General features: G+C 41.0%; 8 protein-coding genes. 7 read left to right on the top strand and 1 reads right to left on the bottom strand.

What is annotated here, in order from left to right:
* Positions 1–57: 57 nt before the first annotated feature.
* The 7 genes from ACYVHJ_RS04250 (at position 58) to ACYVHJ_RS04220 (ending at position 11,721) form a co-directional block, all read left to right on the top strand.
* Positions 58–2,508, top strand: coding sequence for a TonB-dependent receptor (locus ACYVHJ_RS04250; RefSeq protein WP_460512839.1), 2,451 nt, complete (start codon positions 58–60; stop codon positions 2,506–2,508).
* Between the two features lie 30 nt (positions 2,509–2,538).
* Entirely contained in the window at positions 2,539–3,882 is a 1,344-nt protein-coding gene (locus ACYVHJ_RS04245; RefSeq protein WP_460512837.1) for a hypothetical protein, read from the top strand.
* A 660-nt stretch (positions 3,883–4,542) separates the two neighbouring features.
* Positions 4,543–5,616, top strand: coding sequence for a uroporphyrinogen decarboxylase/cobalamine-independent methonine synthase family protein (locus ACYVHJ_RS04240; protein WP_460512835.1), 1,074 nt, complete (start codon positions 4,543–4,545; stop codon positions 5,614–5,616).
* 1,159 nt (positions 5,617–6,775) lie between these two features.
* A complete protein-coding gene (locus tag ACYVHJ_RS04235; protein ID WP_460512833.1) occupies positions 6,776–7,318 on the top strand; it encodes a hypothetical protein in 543 nt (180 codons plus the stop codon).
* A 146-nt stretch (positions 7,319–7,464) separates the two neighbouring features.
* Positions 7,465–7,887 carry a hypothetical protein gene (locus tag ACYVHJ_RS04230; RefSeq protein WP_460512831.1) on the top strand — a complete coding sequence of 141 codons (423 nt, stop codon included), beginning with the start codon at positions 7,465–7,467 and terminating at the stop codon, positions 7,885–7,887.
* Positions 7,888–8,408: 521 nt separating this feature from the next.
* A complete protein-coding gene (locus ACYVHJ_RS04225) occupies positions 8,409–9,404 on the top strand; it encodes a polysaccharide deacetylase family protein (protein WP_460512829.1) in 996 nt (331 codons plus the stop codon).
* Between the two features lie 49 nt (positions 9,405–9,453).
* Positions 9,454–11,721 (top strand): ligand-binding sensor domain-containing protein, encoded by a 2,268-nt coding sequence (locus ACYVHJ_RS04220; RefSeq protein ID WP_460512827.1) that lies wholly within the window; start codon positions 9,454–9,456, stop codon positions 11,719–11,721.
* Here the strand turns inward: ACYVHJ_RS04220 and ACYVHJ_RS04215 are convergent.
* Positions 11,714–11,926, bottom strand: a complete 213-nt coding sequence (locus tag ACYVHJ_RS04215) for a hypothetical protein (protein ID WP_460512825.1) — start codon at positions 11,924–11,926, stop codon at positions 11,714–11,716. The genes ACYVHJ_RS04220 and ACYVHJ_RS04215 overlap by 8 nt on opposite strands.
* Between the last annotated feature and the right edge of the window lie 516 nt (positions 11,927–12,442).

Below are 12,442 nucleotides of genomic sequence, written 5' to 3'. Positions count from 1 at the left end.
AAATAAAAGTAAGTGTCAATTTTAACAATTGATTGCTTAACCATACGAATGAAAGGCATGAAGATAACTTTACTACCAGAATACATAAGAATAGGTTTAATTACTGTTCTATTTTTTTCGGGTCTTGCTTCTCAGGGTCAATCTCTACATGCGGCCATCGTAAAAGGTAAAATTCTCGATTCAGGATCAAATCCAATACCTGGAGTAATAGTTAGAATTAAAGACAGTCCCTATACTGCGATCTCATCTGTGGACGGTAGTTATCAAATCAAAAATGTCCCTAAAGGTAATTTCGAGCTGCTACTTTCATGCATGGGTTACCAAGAGCATTCCAAAAACGTAGTGGTTGATGTAGAGGAGGCCGTTGTTCAGTTGGATTTTTTATTGACGGAATCTACCACCGATTTGGAGGGAGTTGTTGTGCAAGGACTATCTGTTAAAAGTGAGATAGAAACCAAAGGCTTTGCCGTGGAGGTTGTGGAAACCCAAAAAGCAGCCTTGCAATCCATTCAGACCAATGACTTGCTTAACCGAACCGCGGGGATTAGGGTTAGGCAAAATGGTGGAATTGGCTCACGTGTAGACTACAATTTGAATGGAATGTCCGGAAACTCTGTAAAAATTTTTATTGATGGCCTTTCCATTTCTACTTACGGTTCTTCCTTTAGTTTAAACAGTATTCCCCCAGCATTAATTGAGCGGATTGAAGTTTATAAAGGAGTTATCCCTGCACACCTGGCAGACGATGCACTGGGAGGTGCCATCAATGTAATCCTGAAAAAGGGTGTGGTCAACAACCTTTCAGCCTCTGTATCTTATGGTTCTTTCAATACCCTTCAGAGCAACCTTAATGCTGCCTATAGAGATAAAGCCACAGGTTTTACCACAAAAGTCTCCGCTTTTTACAATTCTTCTGACAATGATTATGAGGTATGGGGAAAATTTGTAAGGAATATTCTGGCGAACGGAAGGTATGATTATGTACGTGCCAAGCGATTCAATGATGCTTATCGCTCTGTGGGTGGAAAAATTGATTTAGGGTATACCAATGTAAAATGGGCAGATCAGTTTTTCTTAAGCTATACCGGATCCGATGATTATAATGAAATCCAACATGGTACTTATATGTCCATACCATATAAAGGGCGATTTGGTACTTCTCAATCTCATGTTTTGGGGCTAACCTATTTGAAAGAGGACTTAGGTATCAAAGGTCTTGATGTTAATTTTAACGGCTCTATAAGTAAAATTAACGAGGTGGTAACAGATACAGTCAAGTGGAATTACAATTGGTTTGGTGAAAGGAGTTTAGGACTGAACGGAGACCCGATTCTAAGACCCTCCGGTGCACAGCAAGGGGCTCCTACCATGAATCATATCGATAGAAATGTTGCCACATTCCGTGCCGGAGCCAGCTATGAAATCAATCCCAATCACAAATTATTCTTGGGGCAATCTTACTACTCCATGGATAGAGACGAACAGGACTTTATGAAAAGTGCTGTAGAGAGAGAATTTATTGGTACGCGTGACTTGCAGAAAAGCATTACCTCTCTTAGTTATGAACTGGATATGCTACAGTCCAAATTAAAGGGAAGTGTTTTTGGAAAGTACTATTACCAAGGGATTGATAGAATGAATCCAATGTTGGTAGAAGAAAATGGAACCACTTCTCGGGTGGAGGATCGTGTGAAAAGCAATAGAAATACAACCGGTTATGGAGCAGCTTTTTCTTACAGGTTAATTGGATCATTAACCATACTGGCTTCTGCAGAAAAGGCAGTGAGGATGCCTTCAGAGGGAGAGATTTTTGGTAGCCCCGGTGACAATATTGTGGAGAACCTGGGCATTCGGCCGGAGATAAGCGATAATCTGAACTTGGGTTTTATATTAGGAGACTTTGAACACAGATCTCACACCTTTTCTTTCTCCGGTACAGGCTTTATTAGAGATACTCAAGACAAGATTATTCAACAAATCAATCCAAGAATCAATGATGCTGTACAAACCAATCCATTCGAAAATTTGGGTAAAACCAAATCCATTGGTTTTGAAGGACAGGTGAAATATACCTTTGGAAATTCTTTTAGAGCCATATTAAACGTTTCTAAATTCAACTCTCAATACAACACCAAGTTTGATTCCAATGGAAATGTCTATGCAAATTATGGACAACAGATTCCTAATGAGCCTTTTTTTACCATTAATAGCTCTATGGATTACACTTTTAGAGATGTGGTCAAACCAGGCTCTCTGTTAAGGCTGTCACACTATTTCGGTTTTGTAGATAGGTTTTATACCACCTGGTTAGAGATTGAAGATTTCAGAACACCACGTCAATACATCAATGATATAGGTGCTACTTATACTTTTCCTGATCGAAAGTTGGCAGTTAGTGTGGATTTGCGCAATGTATTCGACAAGCAGGTCTATGATAACTTTGCTGTGCAAAAACCGGGTAGAGCACTTTATGTCAAACTCAATTATACCATAGGAAATTTTAGATAAACCATGTTAAATACAAATACATACAGAATAATGTTCAAAAATTTTAATCTAAGTAAAAGATTACTTTCCCTAGGAATGGCAGCTGCATTGGTATCCATGGGAGCCTGTGTCCAAGATGACGATGTAACACCTGAAGAAGAGGAGGAATTAGAAGCGGATCGTTGGGTGACCCTTGCGGGAGCTTTTATGGGAGAAAACGCCGGAGATGGGAATGGTGGAACCAATATTTATGCGGTCAGCTTTGAAGATGCGATCAATCCGGAAACGGAAATAGATATATTTAATAATGGGGAACCGGTAAAATCCAACCGGACTGCCAGGTTGCAGGTTTCTCAAGATGGAGGGACTTTGTTTAATATTGCCTATGGTGGCGAAAATGGCGGAGAATATTCCAAGTTTGATATCCGTGGTGGTGCAAACTTTGTTCAGGAAGATGTTACCGTTAATATTTCCCAGTATGCAGGAACTTCTCCACGATGGAGTAAACTATACAATGGAGATAAAAACGGAATTGCTGTAAATATAGCCAATCTTGCTGCCAACAATTCAGAAGAAGGAAATCCCGAAGAGGAATTTAAATATTATAGAGGAACAGCTACTGTTTTGGATTTGGATTTGCAAGAAACCCTTATTTCTAACTATAAAACTTATGAACTTCCTTTGTCTACAGAAGAAGAGCTTGCAGGTCACGCAATTTTTAGGTTAGATGCCCCTGTTTTAAATCAAGCCGGTGATAAATTGCTTATCGGCACCTGGATGAGGAAATATAACCCTGCAACCGGTGAGAGAGAAACGGAATGGGATAGATTGGGTACCAAAACCCTTGTTGTGGATTACCCTTCCTTAGAAAACCCTACGCTTATTACCTCCACACAGGCTGATGGAGACTGCTCCGGCTATAGAAGTAATGTCAATCAACTTGCAGACGATGGTTATATTTACCAAGCTACTACCAGAAATAGCAATGGTTCTCATATATTGAGAATTGGATCTAATAATGAATATGACAACACCTATGCTTTGAGTCTTGATGATGCACTCGGACTTACAGATACTTATGTGGATGCCTGGAAGTATGTAAGCAATGGCATAGGTTATGCGCTGATCCGTCACGGGGAAGAAGATCAGGGATATGTTGTTCGAATGGACCTTAACCAAAAGACTGCTTCTATTGTGCAGGGATTACCTGATGATCCTGATGTGAGGTTTAATCAGTTCCAAAGCTTTTTGGTAAGTGGAGATGATTTGATATTACCAATTTCACCTCTTGGACAAGATGGAAATGTTTACATCCTACACAGCCAAACCAATCAGGTGACCAAAGGTGCCAAGTTAATCAATCAGCCGGGTAACCACTTTATTGGCGCATTTTAAGAAAAAAATATCCGATACAAGAAAGACCTGCACTTCCAGTTGGATTTGCAGGTTTTTTTTTGATATTAAGTCTAAAGCAAGTGCCCTAATATTAAGAGGAATAAAAAGACTGATTTACGATTTGGGTTTAATCCAAAATATGCAATAGACAATCTATTACTTGCTGAAATCGCTTCAAAATACCCAATCGTTGCTGTTTTCAATTTCACTATAGCAGTGCTATGCTAAAATCTCCAAACAGCCTGATTTTCTTACGATTGCAACACTCCCTGAGAAAGTTCAGGACAGGCATCACGAATCCTATTACCTAATCCGGGTTTAAACATTGATACTTATTTTAATATTTAAGTTTGATTCTTTTGCTATTTCCTTGATAAAAGTGTTATTTAATTGTCCTAATTGACGATTCTTTACCTAAATTAACCTCGGATTTATAGCGTAACGAACGAATAACCGTTGCTAAATGCCTGAATGAAAGACAATATTTATCTTTTGTTCTAGGGTAAGGAGGCATTGCTGCTGCCTGTTTTTGATCAATGTTGTGGCTGTTTTATTTGAGAAATACCATGGCCGATCACTTGAATTCTAGGCAAAGGTTTTGGCTTTCTTCTTCTGTAACCTCTACAATGCAAAAAATGAAAAATGATTAATCTGGACCAAATGAATACTATACCCACGGAATCAGTAGGAAGTGTTCCTCGATCCCAAGAACTACAGGAAGCTATAGTTGCCTTTTCTGAAGGTAATATATCCCTTAGGGATATAAATAGATATTTTGATGAGGCGGTAAAGGAAACGATTGAAGCTTTAGAAAATACCGGCTCCACGATCATCACCGACGGGGAACAGGCCAAAACAAGCTTTGTAACTTATCCCTTGGATGGGCTTGATAATTTAGCTCCGGGAGGTGTTACCATTCCTTTTGAAGATGGCCATAGCCGCCAATTACCAAAGTTGACCAAGGGACCGTTTTCTTATTCCACCTTTGCTGGAATTTATCTTCCACGAGCAAAAAAGTTTACCAACCTCCCCTTAAAACAGGCCGTAATCTCTGCTTCAGCCCTGAGCCTTCTGTACCCGGAAGAGGGATTGCCTGATTACTCCCAGTCTCAGTTTATTGAAGATTTAATCAACCAAGCAGAAGGAGATATTAGGAGTTGCTTTAACAATGGAGCCTATCATGTACAGGTGGATTTCACTGAGGCAAGGCTTTCCCTTAAACTTGATCCTTCCAAAGCACTGTTGAAACAATTTATAGAGCTTAACAATAAAGTGTTAAGCAGATTTACAGATAAAGAAAGAAGCCGGATAGGGTTTCACACCTGTCCGGGAGGTGATCATGACAGCACCCACAGTGCTGATGTGAGCTATACAGAATTAATTCCGCTATTTCTTTCCCTAAATTGTGGTAATTTCTACATGCAAATGGCCAATGAAAAAGATGCACCAAAGGCCTTGAAAATGATAGGTGAAAATCTTGGAGCCAACCAAAGGGTTTATATAGGAGTGATTGATGTGATCAACGAAGTTGTGGAAACCCCTGAAATGGTTTGTGATAGAATAATGACAGCTGCAGAATACATACCTGTTAGTCAGTTAGGAACTACTGACGACTGTGGGTTTTCTCCATTTGGAGATGATATTGCCACGAGTCGTGAGACTGCATTTGCTAAAATAGCAGCACGTGTGGAAGGGACAAAAATGGCTTCGGAAAAATTGATGGTAAATGCCTGAAAGATAATGAATTCATTTTAAAAGGATTACCATCTAATTTTAGGGTACTGTTGGGTCACAGTTCGAATACTCCCATTAATCTTTACGCCATACGTAATCCCCTTTAGCGGGGATAGGATTATAGCCGGTAGCCTTGGCCACCGGATTAAATAATGATCAATCCATCATGATTTTGGCGGTATTGTTGCCCATTTCCATAACAATGCTGACAAAATCCCAACAAAATATTTCTTTACGAAACTACCCATTAATCTTTACGTCAAACGAAAACCCCTTTAGGGGTGATATTTATATAGCCGGTGGCCCTAGTCACCGGATTAAATAATGATCCACCCATCTTCCTAATGATCGTTATTTTCTTTTGGTAATGAATTGACCTTATAATCTGAATTTTACGGGGACGGGGTGATTTCTCTGAATATCCACTGTTCATTTTTTTCCCCTGAGTAAGATATAAGCCAGGACAGGACTTGAATGAATTATAAATCAGGGCAGCAGGCCCTGAGGGAATTATAAATCAGGGCAGGCTTGACTTAAAAACGAACCAAAAAAATCAAGGCTGTCAAATTTTATTTCAAATGATGGACAAGGTGTATGGAAAATATTTCATTTACATTACCATCATTTGATTTTTGGAGCTGGACTCCAGGCTAAAAATGAGTGGATCTCCTTGTTGGAGCTAACTCATTTTTTTAACGCCCTCCATCCAGCACCAAAAACCATAATCTTTGAAGGCCGAGAAATGTCTAAAATAACCTGCTGTCGTAGATTTCAAGTCTACCAAACCATCAATTTATTGACTGAACCCTGAAACCATAACCTACCCATTCCTTAGTAAAATCGTGCACCAAGACCTATGAATACACCAAGCCCTAAAGGGGCGCAATATCTCAGCCAAGGGTGTCAGCCCTTGGTAAGGAAAATTATACACATCTTGATTTTGGCGGTATTGTTGCCAATTTTCAGCAACAATGCTGACAAAATCTTTTCAGTTAATTTATGGCGGGATAGGCTCATTCGACCTATCCAATGGATTATAATTCATTTTTTTTTTATCCCATACTTCCCCAATCACTTCTAAAACCATAAAAACTTAGTTATTTTTAGAGTGTATTACTCGAATTAAACTTATAATGTGCTTTAGTATAAGACGTAGCGGATGAAAAACTTAATCATTATTTTTTTGCTTATCGCCTCTGCCAACTCTTGTACAAACAAGTACCGTAAAAAAACTTCTGAACCAATCAATTTTGAATTTGCAATCATCAGGCCAACAGTAGATGAACGCCAATTCATAGTTCAAGATTTTTCGGAAACTTGGATTCCTGACACCATCGACTTAATTATCGTTGAGCAACTAATTAAGGATGCTGTCCAAAAGAATAAGGCAGCCCTACTTACAAGAGCCTCTCTACCCAACTATTTTCGACAATATGTAGGGTTTCTAAACGCCTCTGGCGAACGGATGGTTTGGGTAAACGCACTCTGCGAAATTAAAGAAGGTATGGTTGAGAAGAACGGAGAATTTTTTCTAGAACCATGGCAATGGAGGGAGGAACTGATAATTGTAGAGGATGGAGGCCATTGCTTCTGGAATATCCTCATCAACTTAGACAAGTATGAATGTTTCAAATTCTTTATTAATGGAGTAGCATTTACACCTGAAAATAAACGGTATAAAATGATGTTTGGTAAATGCTAATAGATCCATATATGTGTCCTAAAATTTTACTCAAAGTGTATATTTGGTTATATTGCTCTTGATAGTTTATCAAATGGACACGATTTTATTGAAGAGTTGTGTGCTTGATTTTAACAACACTATTAACCAATTAACCCCTCTATAAAATGGATACAAGGCTGAATAAAATTTTCATTTTGTTGCTTGTGATTGGGGCCTTTCTTGGGTCCAGGCCCGGATATTCACAGCAAAGAGATGGCCCTCCGAAGGTAGCGCAAGAAGAACAAATAGACACTGCTGAAATTGATTTTGAAAATCAGAACATTGGATTTGTTTCAACCTTTGTCAGGACACCTTTTGTGATTTTTGTGTTTTTGGGCACGTTTTGCGGCGCTTTTTTCTCGATCGTTACTGAATTTCTAGTTAATATTTTTCAAGGGTTTGACAATGGTTACCCAAATACCAATTTAATTTGGGAATTGGGCTGGAATAAAATTATAAGTAATTGGTGGTGGCAACCAAGTTTATGGTGGCATTTGGCCATTGCTATTGTCTTTTGGTTACGCGTGATCAAATGGAAAGATTTTTAAAGCCTTTCTAAAATTTGTCGATACCAGAATGGCTTTTGATTAAATAAATTCGACCAGATTTCAAAAGCCTAACCAGCTACTCCCAAACCCCACGGGAGGACTTCAGAAGTACCCCCGTGGCCTTTTCTACTCCGATTTACTGACAGGGAACGGCACCGGAGCACCAAAAACTGACAAGGCTAATGGGCAAAACCGGAACTTTAATGGTCTTTAGTGCAATCTCCGGTGGCTTTGGACAAAAAAATAGGGTGCAGTATAAAAGCCATCTTTCAATAATTTTTGGGCAACATAAGCAACTTTTTAACCCGGGTTTTGCAATCGGATTTCCCTAGTTTATGGGAAGGGTTGCCATCCAAGAAAATCAGTATTTTTGGAGATTGGGGGATAGTAGGAGATTTATTAAATGCTTTCCCATAGAGTTTTTTTTATTCCATAATTAACCCTATCTCCAATAACCTCCCAAATTCCCCACCCCTAACTAGTCATAAACACCTCTTTTTGAGTACTAAAAAGAAAAAGTTATGCAAATCAAGATATTTTATAGCCTCTTTCTGGCATCCTTATTACTGATAAGTTCCTGTGAGCAAAAAAGTACTTCTGCTGATGTACAAGAAACCGAAACCAAAACCCCGGCCAATTGGGCCGAAAGACTGGGGTATCCGGAAGGGAAGAAAGTCATTATGCTGCATGCAGATGACATTGGCATGAGCCCCGAAGCCAATACCGCTGCCAAAGCAATGTTGATGGCCGGTGATATCCAATCTGCCGCTGCCATGCCTCCCTGTCCTAATTTTGAAGAGATCATTGCCTGGGCCATTGAGCATCCTGAAATAGACCTTGGCTTGCACCTTGCTTTGACCAGTGAGTGGAAAACCTGGCGTTGGTCTTCTGTGGCTCCGGCGGAGGAAGTACCTGGGCTTATTGATGATGAAGGGATGTTATGGCGCTCTGTAGAAGAGGTGGTTGCCCATGCTTCTGCAGAAGAAGTGGCCACAGAAGTTAGGGCTCAGATTGAAAAATCCCTTGCTCTAGGTTACCGTCCCGATCATATCGACACCCATATGGGCACCTTGTATGGAGATCCCAAATATGCCATTGTCTACCTTAAAATGGCCATGGAATACGGTATTCCTGCCAATGCCATTGACCTTTCAAAGCCTGAAGTGGTTGAGATTTTTAGACAAGGAGGTTACCCCATCACCGATGAGGTGGTTGATTTTATGGCTACCTACACCTTGCCCAAGCTGGACTTTTTTACCAGTGCTCCGAAGGCAGATACCTATGAAGAGAAAAAGGAAGTTTTCAAGGATTTGATCAGGGCTCTTAAACCGGGATTAACAGAGATCATTTTTCATCCCTCAGCAGATACCGAACAATTGAAAACCATCACCGGATCCTGGCAGCAAAGGATTTGGGAAGCGGAAATGTTTGCAGATCCGGAAATGAAGCAATTCTTTGAAGAAGAGGGTATCATTTTCACCGACTGGAAAGAAATCATGAAGCGCTTTAATTCCTAAGTCGTTTTACAATTTCCAATCCTTCCCCTGTTAATACAAGCACCATAAGATGAACACAATAATAAAAATCAATGCCCTAGGCCTTTTGATGGCCTTTATTGGCATGGGCTGTGGGGAAACCACAGAGGTGGACATTGGTTCCGAAGGACAGTCTACAAGCCATACCGATACAGCCTTTGTACAGGAATACCATAAAGGTTTTGTGGTGCATAAGGAAATCCCTGCCGCCAATGATGTGCGTGCCATTCATTTGGCTCCTGATCAAAACGTATGGATTGCTACGGGGAATGGTGTTTACAGAAAGCCTAAAACAGGTGCCGATTGGGAACAAATGCTTCCTGAAGAAAATGTAGGGCCGGCTTATGACCTGGATACAGAACCTTCGGGCAAGGTTTGGCTGGCTTCATGGGATGGGGTTTACGTATTGGAGAATGATGCACTGGTGCAAGTTCCCGGGCCAAAACCTCCTATCGCGAAGGTACTCAGTACGCCCGAAGGTGTCTATGCATTTGGACCTTATGGGATTTGGCTGTACAGCGAGAACGAATGGAAGTCCAAGAATTTCACCAATGCCAGAAGTATTCGTGCAGTAATTTCGGACAAGAATGGTGGGCTTTGGTTGGGGACCGATATAGGATTGTACCATAGCAATGAAGCGCAAACAATAGCCTATCAAAAAAATGAAGAACTGATCAGTGCCTATGTCAAGGGGCTGGATTTTGATGAGCAAGGTAATCTATGGGTTGCAGGACTCGGGGGTGTCACCATAAGAAATGGGGACAGGGTAATCGATAGAAAAGAGCCGGCCGATGGCATTACCAATATCCATGTGAATTTTGTAAAAAAAGCCCCTGACGGTAAAATGTGGGTAGGAACTGATTATGGGATTACCAGGTTTCAGCCGGGAGAAAATGATTATTCCGTCCGCTTAAGCAAGCGTTGGTTACGGGCGGATGAGGTAAGAGACATTGATTTTGATGCACATGGAAATGCCTGGGTGGCGACTTCAGATGGCGTGAGTCTTATCGGAAGAAAAGAAATGACCTTGGCCGAAAAGGCAGATTATTTCTATGATCAGTTGATTACAAGACATGTTAGGGAACCTGGAATTGTCGCAAGGTTTAAACTGGAAGTGCCGGGAGATACCAGTAGCATAGTGGCCGATGACGACGACAATGACGGGGAATATACGGCCATGTATTTGGCCATGGAGTCTTTTCGTTATGCGGTCACCGGTAGCGAGGAAGCCAAAGTAAGGGCCAAGAAAGCCTTTGACTTTTTGCACCTTTTGCGTGAAGTCACCGGTAGAGAGGGCTTTTTTGCCCGGACAGTGGTTCCGGTAGACTGGGACAGGCCCATGCATGACATGAACAGGACCTATACCGACAGGGAATTGGCAGAAGCCATCATCGATAATCCAAGGACTAAGCCGGTGGAAGTTCGTTGGCATCCTTCAGAGGATGGGAAATGGTTGTGGAAGGGAGATACCAGCAGTGATGAATTTGCCGGACATTTTTTTGGGTATTACTGGTATTATTTACTCGTGGCCGATGAGGCAGAGAAGCAAAGAATAGCAGCCCATGTGGAACAAATCATGGATCATTTGTTGAGGAATGATTTCTATCTGGTAGGCGTAGACGGCAAGCCCACAAAATGGGGTGTATGGTCGCCTAAAAGCCTGAATGATGATCCTGAATGGTCACCGGAGAAACCCTTGAATTCGCTGGAGATACTGTCATTTCTCAAGTTTGCCCATGCGATTACCGGCAAAGCAGCTTATCAGGAAGCCTATATAAAGTTAATCAAAGAAGAGGGGTATTTGGAAAATGCCAAGCCATTGTATACCACCAATCCGGCTTTTGAAACTTATTTTGACATTTACATGGCCCTGTACATTTATCCGCCGCTTATTAATCTGGAAGAAGATCCTGAGTTGAAGGCCGAATACCGCAAGCATTTGGATCAATGGTTTGCTAAATTCAAAGATACCCGAAGTCCCTTGCTAAATTTCACCTACAATCTTTTGACGGGAGGAGCAGAAGAACTGGAAGCTTCTATTTTCTTTTTGCAGGATGCTCCCCTGAGTTTGGTAGATTGGCGCATAGACAATGGCAGGAGAGAAGACCTACAATTGGTGAGGTCTCCGATTTTGGAAGAGATTCAGGTAAATGAATTAAGGCCGCCCAGTGAATACCGCACCATGCGCTGGGATAGAAATCCCTATTTGGCTGTTTCCGGCAATCCCTCAGAGGAGAAAGAACCGGTTTACTGGCTTTTGCCCTATTGGATGGGCAAGTATCAGGGACTAATCAAGTAACCAATTTTGCCGTCATGGTTTCCATTTTCTCCACACCAATGCTGCCAAAATTTCTTTTTTTATTCTTCATTGCAGTAGCATATATGGCACTATGAAAGCACCTAATCCCGGCAGGGGAGATATGATTATAGCCAGCGGCTTCAGCCACTAGGTTAGTGAAAGAACACCAATTGATTTTGTCAGGCTTGCCTATTACTAAATTCACATGGTAACATTTAATCCAATCAAAAACCCCGGCAGGGGTGAAATGATTTTTGCCGGTGGGCCAAGCCACTGGAATAGATATGTAATGCAATCGATTTTGGCGGTATTGTTGTCATTTTCTGCAACAATGCTGACAAAATAATAACGACTATATTTTACAAAAAACGCATATAAAATTTTAAGACAACACCCAGCCCTAAAGGGGCGCAATATCTCAGCCAAGGGTGTCAGCCCTTGGGATAAAATGACCCACCCACCTTGATTTTGGCGGCATTGTTGCCATTTTTCTGCAACAATGCTGACAAAATCTCAACGGTACAGCCTTTTACCGAAACTACCCATTAATCTTTACGTCAACCTAAAACCCCTTTAGGGGTGACATGATTATAGCCGGTATCCCTAGCCACCGGGTTCAATAATGATCACTCCATCTTGATTTTGGCGGTATTGTTGCTGTTTTTTGCAACAATGCTGACAAAATCTCCCTGATGAAGAAATTGACCATGTATTCTAAATT

Source organism: Cyclobacterium sediminis, assembly GCF_054781075.1.
Note: the sequence above shows the minus strand (reverse complement) of the source record. Positions and strands in the feature narration are given on the sequence as shown.

What these genes read in the sequence shown, in the direction of transcription:
- ACYVHJ_RS04220 (WP_460512827.1), top strand. Translation starts at nt 9,454, where the DNA reads ATGAACACAATAATAAAAATCAATGCCCTAGGCCTTTTGATGGCCTTT.
- ACYVHJ_RS04235 (WP_460512833.1), top strand. Translation starts at nt 6,776, where the DNA reads ATGAAAAACTTAATCATTATTTTTTTGCTTATCGCCTCTGCCAACTCT.
- ACYVHJ_RS04240 (WP_460512835.1), top strand. Translation starts at nt 4,543, where the DNA reads ATGAATACTATACCCACGGAATCAGTAGGAAGTGTTCCTCGATCCCAA.
- ACYVHJ_RS04245 (WP_460512837.1), top strand. Translation starts at nt 2,539, where the DNA reads ATGTTCAAAAATTTTAATCTAAGTAAAAGATTACTTTCCCTAGGAATG.
- ACYVHJ_RS04230 (WP_460512831.1), top strand. Translation starts at nt 7,465, where the DNA reads ATGGATACAAGGCTGAATAAAATTTTCATTTTGTTGCTTGTGATTGGG.
- ACYVHJ_RS04225 (WP_460512829.1), top strand. Translation starts at nt 8,409, where the DNA reads ATGCAAATCAAGATATTTTATAGCCTCTTTCTGGCATCCTTATTACTG.
- ACYVHJ_RS04250 (WP_460512839.1), top strand. Translation starts at nt 58, where the DNA reads ATGAAGATAACTTTACTACCAGAATACATAAGAATAGGTTTAATTACT.